The organism is Ponticaulis koreensis DSM 19734, from assembly GCF_000420665.1.
Lineage (GTDB): Bacteria > Pseudomonadota > Alphaproteobacteria > Caulobacterales > Hyphomonadaceae > Ponticaulis > Ponticaulis koreensis.
Genome location: NZ_ATVJ01000001.1, coordinates 142,492 through 163,512, shown reverse-complemented (window position 1 = coordinate 163,512; position 21,021 = coordinate 142,492). Strand labels below are relative to the sequence as shown.

Annotated in this window: 19 protein-coding genes; 9 read left to right on the top strand and 10 right to left on the bottom strand. The window is 56.7% G+C overall.

The features are described from left to right. Positions 1-18 precede the first annotated feature (18 nt). The 3 genes from G523_RS0100875 to G523_RS17335 all read left to right on the top strand — a co-directional run bounded on the left by G523_RS0100875 (position 19) and on the right by G523_RS17335 (position 3,637). Positions 19-1,008 carry an endonuclease/exonuclease/phosphatase family protein gene (locus G523_RS0100875; RefSeq protein ID WP_022693123.1) on the top strand — a complete coding sequence of 330 codons (990 nt, stop codon included), beginning with the start codon at positions 19-21 and terminating at the stop codon, positions 1,006-1,008. 66 nt (positions 1,009-1,074) lie between these two features. After that, positions 1,075-1,590 carry a hypothetical protein gene (locus tag G523_RS0100870; protein WP_027441340.1) on the top strand — a complete coding sequence of 172 codons (516 nt, stop codon included), beginning with the start codon at positions 1,075-1,077 and terminating at the stop codon, positions 1,588-1,590. Positions 1,591-1,729: 139 nt separating this feature from the next. Beyond that, a complete protein-coding gene (locus G523_RS17335; RefSeq protein WP_022693121.1) occupies positions 1,730-3,637 on the top strand; it encodes a cation:proton antiporter in 1,908 nt (635 codons plus the stop codon). On the opposite strand, the gene G523_RS0100860 is transcribed toward G523_RS17335, so the two are convergent. Next, a complete protein-coding gene (locus G523_RS0100860; protein WP_022693120.1) occupies positions 3,607-4,335 on the bottom strand; it encodes a M48 family metallopeptidase in 729 nt (242 codons plus the stop codon). The two genes, G523_RS17335 and G523_RS0100860, sit on opposite strands and share 31 nt — an antisense overlap. A gap of 73 nt (positions 4,336-4,408) precedes the next feature. Here G523_RS0100860 and G523_RS0100855 point away from each other — a divergent pair, with 73 nt between their 5' ends. Next, positions 4,409-6,001 (top strand): hypothetical protein, encoded by a 1,593-nt coding sequence (locus tag G523_RS0100855; protein ID WP_022693119.1) that lies wholly within the window; start codon positions 4,409-4,411, stop codon positions 5,999-6,001. Between the two features lie 79 nt (positions 6,002-6,080). Here G523_RS0100855 and G523_RS0100850 read toward each other — a convergent pair whose 3' ends face one another. Both G523_RS0100850 and G523_RS0100845 read right to left on the bottom strand, forming a co-directional pair. Then, the gene (locus G523_RS0100850) at positions 6,081-7,376 is read right to left on the bottom strand and encodes a polyhydroxyalkanoate depolymerase (protein WP_022693118.1); all 1,296 of its coding nucleotides are present in this window, start codon (positions 7,374-7,376) and stop codon (positions 6,081-6,083) included. 141 nt (positions 7,377-7,517) lie between these two features. Next, positions 7,518-8,243 carry a glutathione S-transferase family protein gene (locus G523_RS0100845; protein WP_022693117.1) on the bottom strand — a complete coding sequence of 242 codons (726 nt, stop codon included), beginning with the start codon at positions 8,241-8,243 and terminating at the stop codon, positions 7,518-7,520. An 87-nt stretch (positions 8,244-8,330) separates the two neighbouring features. On the opposite strand from G523_RS0100845, the gene G523_RS0100840 reads away from it, so the two are divergent. Continuing rightward, positions 8,331-9,056 carry a helix-turn-helix transcriptional regulator gene (locus tag G523_RS0100840; RefSeq protein ID WP_022693116.1) on the top strand — a complete coding sequence of 242 codons (726 nt, stop codon included), beginning with the start codon at positions 8,331-8,333 and terminating at the stop codon, positions 9,054-9,056. Here G523_RS0100840 and G523_RS17330 read toward each other — a convergent pair. Continuing rightward, positions 9,041-9,679: an SCO family protein gene (locus tag G523_RS17330; protein ID WP_022693115.1), complete on the bottom strand. Its 639-nt coding sequence runs from the start codon at positions 9,677-9,679 to the stop codon at positions 9,041-9,043. The two genes, G523_RS0100840 and G523_RS17330, sit on opposite strands and share 16 nt — an antisense overlap. 67 nt (positions 9,680-9,746) lie before the next feature. Between G523_RS17330 and G523_RS17325 the strand changes: the two genes are divergently transcribed. Together G523_RS17325 and G523_RS0100825 are read left to right on the top strand one after the other, a co-directional pair. Continuing rightward, the gene (locus G523_RS17325; protein ID WP_022693114.1) at positions 9,747-11,147 is read left to right on the top strand and encodes an ActS/PrrB/RegB family redox-sensitive histidine kinase; all 1,401 of its coding nucleotides are present in this window, start codon (positions 9,747-9,749) and stop codon (positions 11,145-11,147) included. Between the two features lie 16 nt (positions 11,148-11,163). Then, a complete protein-coding gene (locus G523_RS0100825; protein WP_022693113.1) occupies positions 11,164-11,730 on the top strand; it encodes an ActR/PrrA/RegA family redox response regulator transcription factor in 567 nt (188 codons plus the stop codon). On the opposite strand, the gene G523_RS17320 is transcribed toward G523_RS0100825, so the two are convergent. Both G523_RS17320 and G523_RS0100815 read right to left on the bottom strand, forming a co-directional pair. Next, complete coding sequence (locus G523_RS17320; protein WP_022693112.1) at positions 11,727-12,119, bottom strand: MAPEG family protein; 393 nt, start codon at positions 12,117-12,119, stop codon at positions 11,727-11,729. The genes G523_RS0100825 and G523_RS17320 overlap by 4 nt on opposite strands. A 28-nt stretch (positions 12,120-12,147) precedes the next feature. Further along, a complete protein-coding gene (locus G523_RS0100815; RefSeq protein WP_022693111.1) occupies positions 12,148-13,062 on the bottom strand; it encodes an SDR family NAD(P)-dependent oxidoreductase in 915 nt (304 codons plus the stop codon). Between the two features lie 108 nt (positions 13,063-13,170). Between G523_RS0100815 and G523_RS20575 the strand changes: the two genes are divergently transcribed. After that, entirely contained in the window at positions 13,171-13,725 is a 555-nt protein-coding gene (locus tag G523_RS20575; RefSeq protein ID WP_199285716.1) for a GNAT family N-acetyltransferase, read from the top strand. Here the strand turns inward: G523_RS20575 and G523_RS0100810 are convergent. From G523_RS0100810 to G523_RS17305, 4 genes are read right to left on the bottom strand one after another with little or no spacing between them, the layout of a single operon-like run. Further along, positions 13,649-15,676, bottom strand: a complete 2,028-nt coding sequence (locus G523_RS0100810; RefSeq protein ID WP_022693110.1) for a DUF7408 domain-containing protein — start codon at positions 15,674-15,676, stop codon at positions 13,649-13,651. The two genes, G523_RS20575 and G523_RS0100810, sit on opposite strands and share 77 nt — an antisense overlap. Further along, positions 15,673-18,486: a DUF4159 domain-containing protein gene (locus tag G523_RS17315; RefSeq protein WP_022693109.1), complete on the bottom strand. Its 2,814-nt coding sequence runs from the start codon at positions 18,484-18,486 to the stop codon at positions 15,673-15,675. Before G523_RS17315 ends, G523_RS0100810 begins: the two co-directional genes overlap by 4 nt. Then, positions 18,483-19,352, bottom strand: a complete 870-nt coding sequence (locus tag G523_RS17310; RefSeq protein ID WP_022693108.1) for a DUF58 domain-containing protein — start codon at positions 19,350-19,352, stop codon at positions 18,483-18,485. The genes G523_RS17315 and G523_RS17310 overlap by 4 nt, the downstream gene beginning before the upstream one ends. A 3-nt stretch (positions 19,353-19,355) precedes the next feature. After that, positions 19,356-20,384, bottom strand: coding sequence for an AAA family ATPase (locus G523_RS17305; RefSeq protein WP_022693107.1), 1,029 nt, complete (start codon positions 20,382-20,384; stop codon positions 19,356-19,358). A 49-nt stretch (positions 20,385-20,433) separates the two neighbouring features. On the opposite strand from G523_RS17305, the gene G523_RS17300 reads away from it, so the two are divergent. Continuing rightward, positions 20,434-21,018, top strand: a complete 585-nt coding sequence (locus G523_RS17300) for a DUF1285 domain-containing protein (protein WP_022693106.1) — start codon at positions 20,434-20,436, stop codon at positions 21,016-21,018. Positions 21,019-21,021 lie beyond the last annotated feature (3 nt).

Below are 21,021 nucleotides of genomic sequence, written 5' to 3'. Positions count from 1 at the left end.
TTTAGGGGCGGAAAGTGTATGCCAGTCATCCGACTGACAAGTTTTAATTGCGAAAACCTGATGATGCGCTTTGCCTTTGAGAAGGTGGGCATCCCGCAAATACGACGTAAGCTGACCATGGTGTCTGATCAGGATGCTGCGGATGCGGTAGACGGCGCATTCAATGTGCTTTCGGAAGATGACAGAACGCTGACCGCGCAGGCGTTGGCCGCTACGGGGTCGGATATTTGCGCACTGCAGGAGGTGGAAAACCTCGTCACCCTTACAGCTTTTCATAACCGTTATCTACGGCGCTGGTCGCGAAACGGCTATCAGTCTCGCATACTGAGAGAGGGGAATGACGGCAGGGGTATCGATGTTGCCGCTCTGAGCCGTAAACGGCCTGATGACATCATTAGCCATGCGGATCTCACTCTGACTGATCTGGGTATCGTTCCTTTGCCAGAGCAGTCCGCACATGCACCTGTATTCCGCCGGGATTGCCTGCAGTTGGAATTCACATTCAGCGATACGCCGCTGACTATTTTTGTCTGTCATTTCAAATCAATGCATGGCGGACGATGGGAGACGCGTACCATTCGGGCGCAAGAGGCGCTCGGTGTGCGGCGATTGATCGAACGGCGCTTTGATGACCCGGCAGAGGCTAACTGGATTGTCTGCGGTGATCTCAATGACTTTCTCGAAAAAGACGGCGTGGTGGATGCCGGGCACGGTCTCGGCCCGCTGATCGACGGCGGTTTTGCGTTGGACGCCTTGATGATGTCCGACAAACCGGCCCTGGAGCGATGGACGCATCATTATCCTGACGAAGACAGCTATGCCGCGCTGGACCATTTTCTTCTTTCGCCAGCTCTTGCCCGTAAGAACCCGCGCCCCGATATGCGCATAACACGCAGCGGTCTGCCATGGCGGGCCGAGCGATATACCGGAATGCGACTTCCCGGCATTGGCTGGACGGCGCCAAAAGCCTCGGATCACTGTCCGCTCACGATTGAATTTGAAATCTGAGCTTCGCGGTGGATATTAAACAGAGAACGGGGCACGAACCCGTTGGGACAGAACAAGGATGCTGACATGTCGCGTTTTGATGACCTCGTAGAAACGGCAAAAAAGTATCAGAATCGCGCCGCGGAGAACTATGACCGCATCCGCAAGCTGGCCAGCGAACTGAAAGACGGGTTTTGCCAGTATCTGGGAACCGGTCATGGCGTATGTGTGCATCTTGTGCCGCCGGTAGGTCAGTTTCAGCCGAAGACTGATCTCGATACTGCCTTCTCCATTCCGCCACGTGGTTTCCGTCCGCTCGGGCCAGTGCTGTTCGGTCTTGCCGTGCGCGTTTCAGAGGGCACGGACTGGATCCGCGTTGTGATGCATTGTCACAAACAGGGCGAGCGGTTCATGATCGCGATTGATCACGGTCCGAACTACACGTTCAAGCTCCCATTGTCGGAGAATGATCCGTCAGAATTCTACGATCTTCTTTATCGTCACATCACATCCCAGTTTACCGAGGCAATTGAGCGCTATGATCGTGGAACCGATGCGCGTTCTATCGGTTTCGATTTTAGCGATCCGAATGAAACGGCCTGATACGGGCAATTTGGCTGGGATCAGTAATAACAGTTTGAATATCTGGCTTTGACGCTTTGCACGGTTGGTACTCCGGCGACGACTGGTGTAGCATTCTTGCGTGAGAGGCGTTCCGAAGCACTAAGGGGAATACTCATATATGGCTGTAAACGGTGATACGGCGGCGCTTCTGTCGCCGGTAGAGGCGGTTGCGCTGATTGGCGTTCTGGGCATTGGCGCCCAATGGCTCGCCTGGCGAATGCAATGGCCGGCGATCGTTATGATGAGTGCGGCCGGCCTGATATTTGGTCCGCTCTCTGCTTTGCTATTTGGCATTCCAGTGCTGTCGCCTGACAAAACGTTCGGCGATTTGTTGCGTCCGATTGTGTCGCTTGCAGTTGCGATCATCCTGTTTGAGGGCGGTCTCGTTCTGAAAGTGCATGATCTGCGGGAAGCAGGTTCGACGGTGAGGCGTCTCGTTTTCATCGGTGGACCCGTAACATGGTTGCTAGGCACGCTTGTATGTTACTATCTGGCAGGTCTTGGCCTCGGTACATCTATCCTGTTCGCGGGCATTCTGGTCGTGACCGGTCCGACAGTGATTATGCCTCTGCTGCGCCAGTCCAAACTTGGCGGACGTGTAGGTAAAGCGCTGAAATGGGAAGGCATCGTCAACGACCCTGTGGGCGCGCTGTTCGCGGTTGCCGCTTATGAGGTTCTGCGTGTTCTCTCGGCCGAACAAAGCGCTCTGTCTATCATCGGCTGGATCCTGTTTGCTGCCGTTTCAGGTGTCGTTATCGGCATCGCGCTTGGCAAATTCCTGTCTGCCGCGTTCCGAAATGCCTGGCTTCCGGAATACCTCAAAGCCCCTGTCATTCTGATCAGCGTTCTGGCCTGTTATGCGGGTGCCGAGGCGATCGAGCACGAGATCGGTCTGGTTGCTGTCACCGCATTCGGTATGACGCTTGGTAATTCCAAGTTCGCCAGCCTTCAGGACCTGCGACGTTTCAAAGAGAATATTGCGGTCATTCTGGTATCGGGCGTGTTCGTAATCCTGACTGCAAACCTCACCATCGAGACAATTGTAAGCGCGCTCAACCTGCAAACCGCGCTCTTCCTGATCGGTATGCTGTTTGTCGTGCGCCCTCTTTCTGTGGCGATCTCCACATGGGGTGAATTAAAGCCGAAGGAAATGTTCCTGACAGGCTGGATCGCGCCGCGCGGTATTGTTGCGGTCGCCGTTTCCGGCTTCTTTGCGAGCCGTCTGGCCACGCTTGGTGATGGCAGTTCTGATCTTCTACGGGGTGCCGAACAGATTGTGCCGCTGGCTTTTGCCATCGTCTTCACAACCGTTATCGCGCACGGCTTCACCATGGGGCCGCTCTCTCGCAAGCTGAAGCTCGCCCATTCAGGCCCGCAGGGTGTCCTGCTGGTTGGTGCCAACATTTGGAGCGTCGGGCTGGCGAAAATCCTCAAAGAGGCCGGTGTGAATGTGATGATGGCGGATACAGACCTGCGTCGTCTGCGTCCGGCGCGCGAGGCGGGCATCTCTGTTTATACCGGTGAAGTGCTGTCTGAATCCGCGGAGCACCGTATGGATCACTCACTGTTTGCCTTCTGTGCGGCGGTGAGCGCGAACGACTATTACAACGCTCTGGTTTGCCGTCATTTCGGCCCTGAGCTTGGTCGTGACCGGACTTTCCAGCTTTCTACCTCTGACAATGAGGAAGATTTCCTCGGTGTGCCGCGTGCCTCACGTGGGCGTACTCTGATCCGTTCAGGTCGTAACTATGACGGCCTGATCCGCGATCACTACAAGAAGTGGATCTTCCATAAGACGGACCTCACTGAGAAGTATGACTTCGAGACGTTCAAGAAAGAACGTCCTGATGCAGACCTCATCGCTGAAATCCGCGCCGATGGTACAATTGCCATGATTGGCCCGGATCGTCCGGCACGCGGTGAAATCGGTTCGCGTATTATCAGCTTCGGTCCGGACGTTGCTGAGAAAAAGACTCCAATCGAGGTAACGGACGGTCAGCCTCCGGCGGACCCGGAACTTCCATAAGCATGTAAAAGGCGCCCGTTCTGCTTCAGCCAGTTGCGGGCGTTTTTATGTGGGCCATAACTCTTCTCTACCAGCGCCCAGAAGTCGGCTGAATGGTTCATCTCTATGAGATGGGCCACTTCATGGGCTGCGACGTAATCCAGAATTTGGGGCGGCGCGAGAATGAGCCGCCATGAAAAATTCAGATGCCCCTTCGACGAGCATGAGCCCCAGCGAGACCGCGTGTCACGGATGGTGATCTTCACCGGATCGACAGCCAGTCTTTCGGCGTGAACATCGACACGTTCGTTGATTGCCTCTCGTGCCTTCATTTTCAGATAGCGCAGAACGCGGTCTGAATAGGTGATGTCGGCGCCCGGACTATCGAGTTGTGGCGGTGTGCCCTCAATCTGACGTGTCCGACCACGCGCCCCGGACTGGGTAAGAAGGTGCATTTCCCCCGAAACGGGGATTTCGATCCCTGGTTCCAGCGTGATAACGTCAGGTTGTCGGCAGATCTGATTTTCAATCCAGCCCGCCTTGGATTGAACAAATTTTTCTGCTGCTTTGTAATGGCGGGGTGATGGAGCCGTAACAACAGGGGACTGCGTTTTTGGATCTACACGTAAAATCAGGCGTTTAGCCCTTGGATTGACGCGGAACAGAACGGAAAGTTCTGAGCCGGACGGTGCTGCGATGTCGATTCGACGTGTGTTCATATTTGTATTGTTATACGCAGTTTCGAAGGGGAAAAACTGCTAACCTCAGGGTTCAGGAAGAAGGGAATTTCAGATGAAGAAAATTTTGCTCGCGAGTGCTGCTGCGCTGACGCTTGCCGCTTGCGGTGGTGACGGTCCGGCTGCCAGCCCGGAAGACATTAACGCAGCGCTGACACAGCTGTCACTGCGCGATTCTGGCTCAGGCCGCGTAGAGTTTGAAGACCGCTCTGAAAGCGGCAATGACGTTGTGTTCCGCAATGTCATGATCCGCACCAGCGATTTTGAAGCCGACGCCGACGAAGAAGATGAGGACGGCATAGTGGAGGTCGACGTTGACGGCTCTGCTGACCTCAAAGCTGAGGAAATGATCTTCACCGGTCTCAACGTCGATGATGCAGGCATGGCCAACTTCTCTCGCATGGTCATGAACGCAATTGAAGTGGTTCCGACCGATGAAGTTGAGGCAGAGAATGCAAGCTTCACTATCGGCCAGATCGCGCTCGACGGTCCTTCCGCGCAACTGGCGGCATGGCTTGGCGGCGTGTTCGGCCATTCCGAAGCGGCTGACCTGCCAGACACAGAGAATATGAGCTTTGACGGCCTGTCGCTGACGAACCTGCTTGTTGCAGGTGAAGATGATGACTCTGGCATGATCAACCTGTCGGTCGCGTCTATCGAAGCGGAAGACTATGGCCCTGAAACCATTGGTTCGTTCGAGGTGGATGGTGTCAGCTTCGCCTTCGACGATGGTGACGAGTCCGGCACATTCACACTCGGCAAAATCTCTGTTGGCGGTGTGAATTCGGCTCTCCTGAACGCTCTGATGAATGCTGAGGACGAAGAAGCAAGCGCTGATCTGATGAGCGCGATCTACGGCAATCCGATGGACCCTGGCTTTGACGAGTTCTCTCTGGAAAACATGAACTTCAACGGTGTTGGCCTGGCTGTGGCGCTGGATGATCTCTCTTATGATGTGTCCCGCAACTCAGATGGCGTGCCGACACGTTTTGTCATGCCGGAATTTACGCTGACAGTTGATGCGGACGCAGAAGGTGGTGAAGCCGGTGCGCAGTTTGCGCCAATGCTGGCCATGGTTGGCCTTGAGCGCATTGTGCTCTCGGGCTCAAGCAACAGCACGTATGATCCGGAAACGGACATTTCCACGACTGAGAGCAGCAGCTTCGCGATTGAAGACGTCTTCACTATGTCGTCTGTCAGCGAAATTGGCGGTATCAGCGCTATGGCAACTGCGCTGGAGGGCATGGACCCTGACGCCTTCGTCAATGGTGAGCAGGACCCGCAAGCTATGATGATGGAGGTTTATTCCCAACTGGACATTCACCAGCTCAGCTTCACCATCCGTGATGTGGGGCTTCTGGACAAAGTCTTCGCCGTTATGGGTCCGCAACAGGGTATGACTGCCGAGGATATGCGCGGCATGGCAGTTGGCATGACGGCAATGCTGCCAGCTATGACAAGCGGCATGGGCGTTGATCAAGCGATCGCGAGCGATCTGGCGACCGCTTTGCGCGTCTTCCTCAGTGGTGAGCAGGACGAGCTGACAATCTCGTTCGACCCTGAAACATCCTTTGCGCTCGGCGATCTGATGGCCGACCCGACGCTGCTGACACAGGAACGTCTCGGCTTTACGGCTACGGCGAACTAATTGTCGAAAGTCTGAAACGAAAGAAAACGCCCTCGGCCGATGCTGAGGGCGTTTTTGAATCTACGAATTAGCGATGCGCTTATTCAGCCGCAATCAGGAAGGCGTTGTTCCATTCTGATTCCAGCTTTGTATCGTGGAATTTATGGATGAAGTTCACCACGCGCGGCACGATTTCCTTGCGGAAACGCGAACCGTTGAACACGCCATAATGGCCGACGCCCGGCTGGACATAATCAAGCTGCATATCTTCTGGCAGGTTCGAGCAGAGGTCATGCGCTGCCTGCGTCTGGCCGATGCCTGAGATATCGTCTTTCTCGCCTTCAACCGTCATCAGCGCGGTTTTCGTGATCGTCGACGGTTTCACGAGGCGCCCGCGGTGCATGAATGTGCCGAGCGGCAACTCATGATTCTGGAAGATGCGTTTGATCGTATCGAGGTAGAACTCGGCAGAGAGGTCCAGCACTGACAGATATTCGTCATAGAACTCGCGGTGTTTGGAGGCGCTGTCGCCATCATCACCGACCAGATGTTCGAAGAATGACCAGTGGGCATCCACATGGCGTTCCCAGTTCATATTCATGAAGCTGGAAAGCTGCACAAAGCCCGGATACACGCGGCGCATCGCGCCCGGATAAGGCATTGGCACTGTGTAGATCATGTTCTCTTCGAACCACTCAAACGGGCGTTCTTCCGCAAGAAGGTTTGGAACAGTCGGGCTTTTGCGACAATCAATCGGCGAGCCCATAAAAGTCATGCTGGCTGGCACATTGGGATCATTGTCTTCCGACATAAGTGCGATAGCGGCGAGAGTAGGCGGGCCTGGCTGGCAAACTGCAAGCACGTTTGACCCCGGACCGACTTCGCCAATCATGCGGCGGACATAGTCGATATAGTCGTCCAGGCTAAACCGACCCTGGAAGAGCGGCACCATGCGGGCGTCTGTCCAGTCCGTGATGTAGACTTCAAAATGCGGAAGGAAGGCCTCGACTGTGCCGCGCAGCAGGGTCGCATAGTGGCCTGACAGAGGCGCTACGATCAGAAGGCGCGGTTGAGGTGAGGCGTCACCCAGTGCATCAGCGAGTTCTTCCGGATCGCGCTGAAAGTGGACCAGATTGCACCATGCATCAGACCAGACCGTCTCAACGTCTACAGAGACTTCCTTACCGTTGATCTCTGTGTGTTCCAGACCCCAGACAGGCTTACCATAGGATCGCGTCAGAGACTCAAAAAGGGAAGAGGTGGCGGCAATCGACTTTCCGAATTCTGTACGCGAGAGCACGTTATAGTCGGATTCAAACATAATCCGGTTGGCGCGAGCAAACATACGCATAGGAGCGGCAGCCGCGCGGTGCATCTCAATCATGGAGTAGAGCATTTGGGCCCTTTCAGTCGATAACAGCAATTATTGTTATGTTGCGCTGCAGCATACGATAATCAAGCGGTTTTAACAACTGGTCTACGCCAAATGGGGAATTGGGGGCACCGTCTCGCGTGTGAGGCGTGCCCCCAACTATGGTTACGCCATTTCAGGCATGGGCCAGTTATGGCCAGTCAGATAACGCGCTTCCATTCGGGTGATATACTCAACCAGGTTTTCATGGCGCCGCACGAGACCGGAAAGCGGTGTATCAAAGAATTCGGATGCAGCAGAAATCAGGACGGCGGCAACGCTAGCATCTGCGGCGGCGGGTGTGTTTCCGAACAGGTAATCCTTATCGCCAAGGAAATTCGCAATCGCAGTGATATCGCGATCTGCAAGCGCAAGCTGTTCGGCTTCGGAATGTCGACCAAAGCCCTGACCATGCATGTAGGCATTAATACTGCCGCGGACTTCGTCCGTAACTGCCTTACGCTGGGCTTCCGGGATACTCCTGAAGAACAGGGCGGGACCTTTTTGGAAATTCTCATCCTTCAGCCAGCGCTGGGTGAGGATATTGTTGACGATATTATCTTCCGCCATGCGCTCAAGTGCCCAACCGGTAGCGGCCTCTGCTGCTGACAGTCCGTTATCAAGTGATTTGCCCAGTTTGCGTTCCAGATGCCAACGAATGAAATTGCTGTCTTCGACAAGCGTACCATTGTCGATCAGATACGGGGCTTTCGTTTTTGGAACGGCCTCAAGATCGGCAACTGCCAGTTCGAACTCCACGCCCAGCATTTGCAGCTGTATGAGGGACTTCATGACAAACGCGCTCGGTGACGGGCAATCGAACATCGGGCCCCATCCATAAAGTGTAATCATCCTGTTTTCTCCGTGTTGAAAGATATCCCTTGCTAACGCAGGGCTACTGCCAACATGCTGTCAGTATGGTGGGACTAGGATGATGACATGAGACGAACCGAACGCCTGTTTAAAATCATTCAGATCCTGCGGCGGCATGATCGCCCCGTGACTGCGCATGAGCTTTCCGAAGAACTCGAAACATCGCTGCGGACTGTCTATCGTGATACAGCGGAGTTAATTGCACAACGCGTGCCGATCCGCGGTGAGGCGGGCATGGGTTACATTCTGGATGACGGCTATGACATGCCACCTCTCATGCTGACCGCAGACGAGTTGGAGGCCGCGGTTCTTGGCGCGAAATGGGTAGAAGCGCGCGGCGATACGCATTTACAGCGCGGCGCAAAAGATCTGATCGCCAAACTGACAACGGCGGTCCCTAAAACGCTCCAGCCGGTCATTGTGGACAGCGGCCTGACGCCGATCAGTTTTCGCTCGCGCCTGATCGACACTGTCGATGTGTCGCTTATTCGCGGCGCGATCCGTGACCGCCACAAGGTTCTGGTGACGTATTCCGATGAGAAAGCACAAGCTAGCGAACGGGTGATCTGGCCGTTCCTGCTCGCTTATTCGGAAGACTACCGGATGATCTGCGCCTGGTGCGAACTGCGTCATGGCTTTCGCCACTTCCGGACCGACCGCGTACAGTCAGCCCTCGTCATGGAAGAGCGCATACCCGAACGTATCAGCTCTCTACGCAAAGCCTGGCAGGAAGAGCGCAGGCGCGAGGCAGAAAAGAATCCCTGCGCTGCGCCGGATCAGCCTTCTACCTGAGGCAGGAAGTTGGTCATACAGTCTGCCATATCGCGCGGGTTTTCTGTTGCGATGAAGAAAGTGTCCATTTCCCAGTTTTCATCCATCAGATAGATGGCGGCTGAGTGGTCGAACACGTAGCCGATGGCGCTGTCTTCCTGTTCGCTGACGGAATAAATGGCCTGAAACGCGTCAGCCGCTTCGCGGATTTGCTCGTCGCTGCCGGTCAGGCCGACCATGTCTTCAGGATAATAGGGGTTGGAGACATAGGCGCTCAGGACTTCCGGTGTGTCGCGCTCCGGGTCAAAGCTGATAAGCATGACGCGCGGATGGACCATGTCTTCTGGCAGCTCATCCAGCGCATATGTGATCTTTTCCATGATGACAGGGCAGGCATCAGGGCAGACCGTATAGCCGAAATACATGAGCGTCGGGCGGCCCATATAATCTTCCTGCGTAACCGGTGTGCCCGTCTGGTCGATCAGGCTGAAGGGACCACCCCAGCCATAGTCGCCGCGCGACATGCATGTGTTCTGCGCACCTGATGATTGTGCGACATTGGTGGAACCGTCATTTCCACAGGCCGCAATCGTGAGGGCTGTAGCTAGAGCGCAAGTACGAAAAAGCGTAGAAGTAGAAATCATGAGACTGGTCCTTTAACACGGGTTCAGATAGGACAGTTCGGGACAGAATAAAATACCGGGCGGGACCGTGGCTGACACACTGGACGATCAGAGTACGATTTTTTCCCTTCCAAAAGAAGGGCTTGGTGGGGTTGGATCTGCTTTCGGGCGCCTCAGGGTGCGCACCTTTGTCGCGACTCGCTGGCTGGCAATTCTCGGTCAGGCGATTGCTGTTCTGTTTGTTTACTTCGGTCTCGGCTTTTCTTTGTCGCTTGGGTTGTGCCTGGCTGCGATTGCTGTGTCTGCCTGGCTGAACGTTTTCGTGATGATTGCGTTTCCGAGCCAGCGGCTCGCGACAACGCCGGAAGCGGTCGCCCAGTTTGCCTTTGATATTCTTCAGGTCACGTTTCTGATTGCGATCACGGGCGGTCTGGAAAACCCCTTTGTGCTGATGATCATGGCGCCTGTGACAATTGCGTCTGTTAGTCTGGAAACACGCTATTCCATGGGGCTCGCTTTGCTTGCGCTTGCCTGCACAGCTGCCATGGCATTCTTCCATCTGCCGCTGCCATCGCCGCCCGGCGAAGAGCTGGAAGTTCCTGCCCTGCTGGAAATCGGACAGTTCTGCGCGGTCGCGATTGGTCTGGCCTTCTTCGCGCTGTCTTCCATACGTGTGTCGCGTGATGAAGCGCGTCTGGTGCGGGCGCTTGATGCCGCTCAGGTCGTTATGGCGCGCGAGCAAAAGCTATCTGCGCTCGGCGCGCTAGCCGCTGCCACAGCGCACGAGCTTGGCACGCCGCTGGCGACGATCCATCTGGTTGCCAAAGAAATGGCGGCAGACCTTGAGGATGATGATCCGCATAAGGAAGATGCGCGCCTTCTCTCTGAACAGGCAGACCGGTGCCGGTCCATTCTGCGACGGCTCGCGCAAGAACGCGAGACCGGTGACATCGTTCACGCGCGTATCCAGCTCTCTACTCTGGTAGAGGAGGCGGCGCGTCCTCATAAGGGGCGCGACAAGCTGGTGGAAGTTCGCACCTTCGCCCATTCGACGGCGACGGACCTCACCGAGCCGAAGCTCGACCGGTCCCCTGAAATTCTCCACGCACTCGGCGCGTTTGTAGAGAATGCGGTCTCCTTTGCAGACAGCTATGTGTCCCTCGATGCGGTATGGAGTGACCGGATCATCACCATCTCTGTAACAGATGATGGACCGGGTTTTTCGCCAACAGTCTTGCCTAAATTAGGCGAACCTTATATTTCCGAGCGCAGCCAGAAACATGCCGGGGGCGGCGATATGGGGCTTGGTTTCTTCATTGCAAAAACGCTCATTGAACAGAGCGGCGGTGAGGTGGCGACCTTTAACCGTCCCGAACCTGAAAAAGGGGCGGTTGTCCGGCTGCGATGGGAAAGAGCTGCGCTTGAGGCCGAAACGACTTGGTCTGCGCACGAAACAGGCTTAGATGATTTAAGCCCTTCGAGTGAATAGAAGCTGGACAGATATTATGAGTGCTGAGATCGACATCCACAAAGCTCTGGAAGAGCTGACTGACCGAACACTGATGGTACTGGATGACGATGCGCCGTTTCGGACGCGCCTGGCACAAGCACTCACACGTCGTGGTTTTACAGTTTCAGCAGTCGGCACAGTCGCCGAAGCAAAAGACGTTGCACGTCTGAACCCACCGGCATTCGCAGTGATCGATCTACGCCTGGAAGACGGTTCTGGCCTTGAGGTTGTTGAAACACTCCAGCAGCACCGTGAAGACGTTCGCGCAATCATGCTGACAGGCTATGGCGCGCTGGCGACGGCGGTTGCTGCCGTGAAAGCGGGTGCGATCGATTACCTCTCCAAGCCGGCTGATGTTGAAGATATCATCAAGGCTCTGGTTGCCCAGCGCGATGAAGCGCCTGAGCCGCCGGAAAATCCGATGTCTGCTGACCGTGTGCGTTGGGAACACATCCAGCGTGTTTACGAGCTCTGCAATCACAATGTGTCAGAGACAGCGCGTCGCCTGAACATGCACCGCCGCACGCTGCAGCGTATTCTGGCGAAGCGTGCGCCGCGCTAAAATAGCCGCGGCAGCAGAAACAACGCCCACATCGCGTAAATCGCCAGCCAGTTGACGGTGAAGATCAGTCCACGACGGATAATTTTCGTGGACAGCGTTGCTGCGAGTAAATGCCAGATACGTCCTGCCAGAAAGACGAAGGCGAGCGTCAGATAGGTCCAGTTTACGAGGTCCTCGGCCCATAGCATGGCGACCAAGGCATAGAAGAGAATTGGGGCTTCAAACTGGTTCTTGAGATTGGCGCTGATGCGAGCCTCCAGCGCCTCGACCGGCTGTCCTGCGCGCTTTTGAAATCGCGCAACAGACAGCCAGCAGTATAAAATGAAAAGGATGCCAAGATGACCGGCGACAGGCCAGAGGATTAGGTCTCTGTCGATGATCTCAAACATTGGCATCCCTTCTGAGTGTCAGGCCCGTTTATACCGGGTCGTAAGGGAAGACGGAGGCCGATGCGCCAAGGTCTTCCATGTCGTTCTTCATCGCAGGAAGTGCGGTATCCAGAATGCTTTCCGGTGACCAGCCTTCCAGATTGGCCATGCTGCGTACCGGACGTGGCTGGCTGAAGAGAACGAGCTCGTTGCCGCGAACCGCAAAAATCTGGCCAGTCGTGTCGCATTTATCAGAACACAGGGCGAGCGCCAGATTTGAGACCTGCTCCGGACGCATGGCGTTTTTCATGCGCTCGACACGTTCGCGGCTGGCTTCGTCAGTCACCGGAATGGAGGCAATCATGCGTGTCCAGGCGAATGGCGCGATGACGTTGGAGCGGATATTCTTACGCACACCTTCCATTGCGATAATGCGTGATAAGCCCACAATGCCGAGCTTGGCAGCCGCATAGTTTGCCTGTCCGATATTACCGATCAGGCCGGATGTAGAGGTGAAGAAGACATAGTTGCCATTCTCGCGGTCGCGGAAATATTCCACCGCCGCGCGTGCTACATTGTAAGAGCCGCGAAGGTGTACAGCGATGACGGCATCCCAGTCTTCTTCGCTCATTTTGTGGAACATTTTATCGCGCAAGATGCCTGCCGGATTAATGATGGAATCCAGCCCGCCAAACTCTTTTTTTGCGCCTTCCACCATCTCTTTGACGGCTTCAAAATCTGTGACGCTATCGGAGTTGGAAATGGCCGAGCCACCTTTTGCACGGATCTCCGCTGCGACCTCTTCTGCCGGGCCTGCGCTGCCTTCGTCGGCACCAGACAGGCTGCCACCCAGATCGTTGACGATGACGTTGGCACCCAGCTCGCCGGCCATTAACGCAGTGGCTTTACCAATGCCATTACCGCCACCCGTAATGAGGATGGTTTTACCGTCCAGAATACCCATGAAGCTCTCCCTGTTTCTCTTGTTGGGAGATACGTTAATCAGCCCGTTCCGGCTTGGAAAGACGAAACTCCTCTTGTCTGACACCACTATCCCCAGTAGACGCGCCGGATGATCATTTACGACCGCGAGATTCCAGACCGTGATGGCCGCGCAATCGAACGTCTGTTCGATGCGACCTTCGGTGCGGGACACTTTGCCAAGACGGCAGAGCGGGTGAGGGAGTATTCCTACTCTCTGCCGGAAATCACGCGTGTTGGTCTTCTGAATGGACGCTTGATCGCTGTTTGCCGTGTCTGGCCGATCTTTATCGGCGGCACGCCAGCCCTGTTTTACGGGCCGATTGCGGTTGCGCCTGAGTATCAGGGCGGCAAAGTGGGGCGCTCTGTTACTGAAGCGTCGCTTGAAGCGGGGCGTGCCTCAGGCCATCAATGGGCATGCCTTATCGGTGCCCCGCCATATTTCGGACGTGTCGGATTTGAAGTGCCGCCGCACGGGAGCGTTCAGTTTCCGGGGCCGCAGAACCAGTCTCGTATCATGCTGAAACGCCTGCGTGCGCCCGAGGATGAACCTTTCCCGACAGGGGCGGTTACCTACCCTCGCGACGCCATGCGAGCAAGAGCAACCCAAAGAGCATACCTGCGACGAGCCAGGTTGGAAGAATAGGCTGGCTGCTGGCATCGCGCACCGCATAGGCCTGACGGTCTCGTATTCCGATCCAGTTTCCATCACCGCCGCCGCGTGACGTCATGCGAAGTTCCGGTGTGTCGCCCGCATCTGTCAGGCGTGTGACGACGCCGTTTGTCGCGTCGGTAAGTGGGAGAACACGTTCGGTAGTGGAAAGAAGGTCGGCAAATTCGCGAGGTTGTGCCGGACCGTTCAGGAATATTGTCTCCAGATCACCGACGGCTGCGCGGTAAAGGCCGAGCTGTTCTGATGGCAGGCGTACTTCCTGAACGCCATATTCGTTTTCAGCCCAGCTATAAGTAGTTTCGCTTCCGTCCGGAAAGATGATGTTGAGACTGTCTGGCGTCGAGGAAAGTGATGTCAGATTGGCGATAATGTCTTCGCCTTCACTGCGCATTGTCAGCCGCTCTTCTTCCAGCTCCGGTTCCCGCATCGTCCAGTGAACAATACGGCGCACGAGTTCGGCAAACGGTCCGCCGCCTTCATGTCCGCGCGCCCAAAGCCAGAGTTGGTCTGACATGAGTTCAGCGACGCGGCCTTCGCCGACACGGTCGACGGCAAGCAGCGGCTGGCCGTCTTCTGTCGTCATCAGAACATCACCCGTGACTTCGCGCGCTCCGATGTATCGATACCAAGGGCCGAGCGCGTCTTGCTCCAGCGTACTGGTTATGGAGTGGCGCTCTCCCAGACCGGAGATCTGCGGGACGAAGCGCTGTGTCTCAACGACGCCTGTCGGGCTGAGAGGCAGCACCGAAGCGAGCGGCGTGCGGTGGAGGCTGGCAGGCCCTGCAAACGGTTCGCCTGCAGATATAATCAGCGCGCCGCCCTGATCGACATAGCGGGCAATATTATCCAGATACCGCAGATGAAGCACGCCGCGGCGGCGATACCGGTCGAAGATGATCAGATCGAATTCACGCAGCTTGTCTTCGAACAGCTCGTTGGTCGGGAATGGAATGAGCGCCAGTTCGTCTGTAGGCGTCGCATCCTGTTTGTGAGGCGGGCGCAGAATGGTGAAATGAACGAGGTCCACCATCGGGTCAGACTTCAGAATATCACGCCATGCGCGGCCACCGCGGTGTGGTTCACCGGTTATCAGCAGCACGCGTAAAGAGTCGCGAATACCGGTGAGCGTCATCGCGGTGATGTTATTCGCCGCGGTCAGTTCGTTCTGGGCTGCTGCAATTTCAACTGTGACCGTGTTCGGGCCGCGACGGTCGATGGTAACGGGCACCTCTGTCGGCTGGCCGGTCTCCACCAGAATACGCCGGGAAGGTTCGCCGTTCACGGACACGTCTACTGTCGTCGTGATGGTATCGCTGGCGGTCACGAGAATCTGCATAACAGCTTCGTCGCCGACAATTCCGTAGCTTGGTGCGGAAACGATCTCGACGCGGCGGTCGGTTTCGTCTTCCGAACCGATAATCAGTCCGTGGACGGGACCAAATTCTTCAAGGTCTTCGGTCGCTTCCGGGATATCGTGCGCCTGGCCGTCTGTGATGAGGATTGTGCCAGCAATCTGATCGCGTGGCGTGTCCGCCAGCGCAGACGTCATAGCAGCAGCAAGCTGTGTTTCTGGCGCGCCGGGGCGGGTTTCAACCAATTGCACATTTACGTTTTCCAGCGCGGCGAGCTGGCTCAGCAACGCAGCAGAGACGTCGTTTGCAATAGCGCGCCGGTCTGCGACACCCATGCTGGAAGACTGGTCGAAGACAATCGCAACTGTGCTCGGCAGCGCTTCGCGGTTTTCACGTACCCAGAGCGGGTTGGAAATAGCAGCAGCGATAAGTGTCAGCGCGAGAGCCCGTGTCAGCCAGGCACGTCCGCGCCGGACAAGGTAAAGTCCCCAGACGATCAGCGCGGCAATGCCCAGTGCGATGAGCACCGGCCAGCCAAGATGCGGATCAAAGCTCAGATGTGCAGCCGTCATCTGTCACCTCCCGGCGTGAGGTCGCGCGGGTTGCGATTTTGATCACGCCCGCGGCCCGGCAGATCGTCATCGGACTCGCCCAGACGTTCCAGAAGGGCTGGCAAGTGGACCTGATCTTCTTTGTAATTTCCGGTCAGAATATACATCACGATGTTAATGCCGGTCCGGAAGGCAAGCTCGCGATTCCGGTTTCCACCGTCTACCGAATAAAGCGGTCGCCCTACTTCGTCGACAGCCCAGGCTGACGCCATATCCGCGTCGGTGATGAAGAGGGTAGAGACACCATCGCCGCGACGTTCATCGCGCTGGGTACCTGCGCCGCTTTCAATCCAGAGCGGACGGCCCGGATAGCGGCCGTAAAAGCCATCCAGCAGATAGAAGGCGCGGGAGAGCACATGGTCTTCGCTCGCCTGCATGAGCGGCGGGACATCAAGACCGTTCAGAAGGTTTGTCAGACGCTCATCCGTTTGCGTACCAATGCCGGAACCTGATGTCGTGTCGATCAGCAGAGCGCCACCATTGCGCAGATACTGGCCAAGAGCCGTGCTCTCTTCCTCTGTCAGCGCCATGCCGCTTTCTGGCATAACCAGCATGATGAACGGGAAGAGATTGAGCGGGTCTTCAGCGAGGTTCAGCCCGATAGGTTCATCCGGTTCCACGGTCGTCCGGCGGTAGAGCATCATGGAGAGGCCGCGCAGGCCTGCCTCGGCTTTTGTGTTCGCCGTCGCATCGTCTGTAATGACATAGGCAAAACGCAAGGTAAGCGCCGCCTGCATGACCTCGTCACGCGGTTCGGATTGTTCGCGGGCCGTGCGGTTCTGCGCGTCTGCGTGATCGGGGAGAACTGTACCAGCGCAAAGCAGCATGATGGCGACACCCGCTTCGCGGCCAAAACGTAGTCGGCCTGCAATTAGCAGCGACACAATCAGATCAATGAGCAGAAGAAGCAGAGCCAACGTCAGGAAGAAGCCGCCAAGGCGTGTGGTAGATAATTCGCCAGTCGAGCGGACGGTGACGCCATTTGGCCAGTCTGTCACGGCTTCTGGTATCCAGCCTGCGCCAGCGTTCAGGGTGAGGGTCAGCGTACCGCCCTGATAAAGCCCGGCAGGGTGCGCTGCATCGGCGCGTGGTATGACGCCGGGCTCGATCTGTAGCGGGCGGGCATTCGCCGCTGGCGTGACGAAATCGCCGAAACCGGACAGCCAGCGACGTGGGGCAAGGCTCGTTTCCGTTGTTGCACCTGCCGCTGCAAGTTCGCGCGCGGGCAGGGTAGCGTAACGCATCATTTCGACGAACACACCGGCTAGCGGCAGGTCTGACCATTCTGGGCCAGCTGTGACGTGGAACAGGGTGACGCGGCCACGGCCAAGCGTTTCAGACGTTACGAGCGGCGTGCCATCGGCGAGGCGTGCCCATGTGCGCGAAGCAAGCTGTGGGTCTGGCTGGGCAAGCACCTGACGGCGGATCATCACCTGATCGCGCGTTGTGGTCAGGCGGGCAAACGGGCCCGTCTCGCTAAAGCTGGTCAGCTCCTGTGGTGTGTCCCATGACAAAGCGCTGTCCAGTGCACGGGATGCGCGGCGTAGACGCACGGGAAGAAGATCGTCAGATTGTGCGGCCATGCGGGGGCCTGCAAAACGGATCAGCACGCCGCCGTCTTCAACCCACGCACTGAGGCGTTCTTCGGCAGTATCTGACAACTCGCCAACGTCAGTCAGAATGAGAACGTTCAGTTCTTCATTCATGAGTTCATCCAGCGTGCCCTCAACAATGGTGGCAAAAGGTGAGAGCGCGTTGCGAACGTAATAAGCGTCCGAGAGCAGCGGTTGCAGGGTCTGGCCTTCGCCAACGAGGCCAACACGGCGCATACGGCCTGCGCCATCCCACTGCCAGACGGCACCAGCAGAGTTCTGACCGTTCAGGCGGAACCAAGACATGCCTGTCTGAATGCTTTCAGGTACGTCGAAGCGGAGTTCCGTCGTTGATGTGCCTGCCTCAAACGCGCCGCGTGCCGTCGCCAGCGACGCACCGGTGTCGTCATATGCAGTAATCGAAAGCTGGAGCTGTGTGTCGTCCTGCGATCGCGCCAGTGACAGGATTGGACCATTGGCGCTGGTGGCTACGCCGGTGATTCCGACGAGATCGTTGCCGGTGACGGGAATGGCATCGACGTTCCCAATCCGCGTCAATTGCGAGCTTAAGGCCGCAAAGCCCTCACCGAGCTGATTATCGCTCACCCAGACGATATCAAAGCTGTTCGTTTCAAGGTCTGAAAGGTTTTCGGCGAGCGTGTCATAATCCGGGCGCCAGCCATTCGGGCGCATAGCCTGAACGACGCCGCGAGCATTTTGCGGGCTGAGCCTGTCCGCCAGCGCATCCGTCAGGTCGGTCTGGGTAGAGCCAATCACATAAACGCCGAGGTCGCGATCAATCGAGCCAAGCGTGCCGAGCGCCGCGTTCTGAATGGCTGACCAGTTCGGCGCTGCCGTCCAGCCATCATCGACGATGAGGAGCACATCGCGATCAAATACAGCGTCTTCGGCGTTCTGGCGGGGCGACCAGACCGGGGTCGACAAGCCGATAATTGCAAGCGTGATCACCAGCATGCGCAATGCAATGATCCACCATGGCGTTTTATCAGGCGTTTCCTCAACGGGCTCCATGTCTTCGAACAAGGCAAAAGACGGAAGCGTCTGGTCTTTTGGCTGAGGCGGTGTCGCGCGCAGGACGAACCATAAGAGCGGCAGACCGAGCAGGGCCAGAAGCGCTAATGGCGTCAGGAAAAGAAGCGGACCAAGCGCAAAGCTCATCGCGGCGCTCCTGCACCAGCAAGATCCTGCATTACACGGAATGCCAGCGGGCGGCGCGTGTTGCCGAGAATATGCGTTTCAAACCCCCAGCCAATACGGGCAGCCAGAGCGCGCACAGCATCCTGCCGCTTTTTGAAGCGTGCTTCGTAAGTGTCTTTCAGGTCTTCCGTCCGACCGAAAATACGGGACAGCGTACTGCCCGGACGACGAAATTTGACCCGTCCAGAGAACGGGAACTCGACTTCCATCGGGTCGCAAATCTGCAAGAGCATGCCAGATGCGCCGTCAGACGCAGCCGATGAGATGGCGCGGGCCATGTCGTCCATATTGCTGTAAAAATCACTGGCGATGACCACAATTGAACTGTCGCGCTCAGGTATGCTCGGCACGTCAGAGTGGTTCGGATGATCAAACGCTTCAAGAGACTTCTGGATCAACTGACCTGCATTGAATGCGCCTTTGCCGCTGCCAAGCACGCGGGCGCGATCGCCTTCTGCGCAAAACTGATAGGCAAGTGCGGTCAGAATAATGCGCGCCTCTTCGGCCTTGGTGAGCCCGCCCTTAATGCTTGTCCAGTCGAAGCCGGATGACGGGTCTACCCAGATTTCCATCTGGCGTGCGGTCTGCAGTTCGTGTTCGCGGATAAATAGCTCATCGCCCGTGGCGGAGCGGCGCCAGTCAATGGCGTTGGCACTGTCTTCGGGCGTGCGTCCGCGATACTGCCAGAAATCCTCACCATGCCCCGCACGCTGCCGCGGCGCACCGCCCGGATGAGCGGTCGCCTGCTGACGTGTCAGCACTGAAAACTCCGGCAGTTCAGAGGCCAGAGTTTCAGCTTCGGCGCGAAGACGGTTCAGATCACGCATAAATCAGCGTTTCCGGGTCGCCAGTGTCTCGATGAGTTTTGGCAGCGTCGGGGCTTCACCTGTCGGGTCGAAGCGCAGCGCCATACGGTGGCCGAGGGCCGGTTCTGCCAGAGCTTCAATGTCCTCTACGCTTGGCGCGAGGCGTCCGCGAAGCAGAGCGCGCGCACGGCAGGCCAGCATAAGCGCCTGACCAGCACGCGGAGATGGGCCCCACAAGACCTGTTTGCGTACAGATTCGTTTTCGCTTTGCTCGGGACGGGCATCGCGGATCAGCTTGAGAATGCGATCAACAATTTGTGTTCCGACCGGCAGGCGGCGGACGAGACCCTGAATTTCTATCAGCTTCTCAGCCGATAGAATCTTCTGAAGCTCAGTATCGCTGCCGCTGGTTGTTTCAACGAGAATGCGGCGCTCGGTTTCTTCATCCGGATAATCAACATCAACTTTCAGAAGGAAACGGTCGAGTTGGGCCTCCGGTAGAGGGTAGGTGCCTTGTTGCTCGATCGGGTTCTGGGTCGCCAGAACGTGGAACGGTTCAGGCAGGTCATGACGGTGACCGGCAACAGTCACATGGTGTTCCGCCATCGCCTGCAGCAGCGCAGACTGGGTACGCGGGCTGGCGCGGTTGATCTCGTCTGCGAGAAGAAGGCTAGTGAAAACAGGGCCTGGGACGAAGCGGAAAGAGCGTTTGCCGTCTTCGGTCTGCTCAAGAATTTCAGAGCCCAGAATGTCGGATGGCATGAGGTCTGGCGTAAATTGGACCCGTCCTGCACCGAGGCCAAGCACAGTGCCAAGCGCATCGATCAGTCGTGTCTTGGCAAGGCCCGGAGCACCGATCAACAGGGCGTGACCACCAGAGAGGATAGCACAGAGCACAAGCTCGATTGTACGCTCCTGACCGAAGACGACCTTACCGATCTCTTCTTTCACCAGCGACAGGTCTGCCATAATGGTTTCGACCTCCGCAGTCGTCGGATCGAAGGTCTCGGCAGGCTGGGCTGCAGTTTCCGGGGCGCTAAGTTCTTCACTCATGCAGATTTTACACCTAAATCACTCTTAAGACGGAGATAAGGAGCCGCGTGTGGCAAGCCAACCGACAACAGATCTCGACCAGTTAAACAGAACATTGCAGGCGATCATTCCGATTGCAAATGGCAAGCGTAAACTTCCGCCCGTTGAAACGTGGAATCCGGAACATTGTGCAGACATTGGCATGGAAATACGTGCTGATGGCTCGTGGTGGCATGAAGGCACAAAGTTCTCCCGTGAAAAGCTCGTCCGGCTCTTTTCTACGATTTTGCGCAAGGATGCCGACGGGTCCACTTATTTAGTGACACCTTACGAAAAGGTCATAGTTCACGTAGAGGATGCTCCCTTTCTGGCGGTTCGTGTTGATGCGGCCGAAGCTGACGGCGAGCATGTTATTGTTGTGACCACTAATCTGGGCGACTTCGTGGAAATTGGTAGCAATAATCCGCTGCGTGTAGAGACCGATCCGGAAACGGGTGAGCCTTCGCCCTATGTTCTTGTTCGTGGTCGTCTTGAAGCCAAGCTGACGCGCCCGGCGTTTTACGAGCTGGTTGAGATGGCAGAAGAAGTGGACGGCGAACTGGTCGTGCGCTCGCACGGAGAGCGTTTCTCTCTTGGTCGGATGGACGCTGAATGAGCT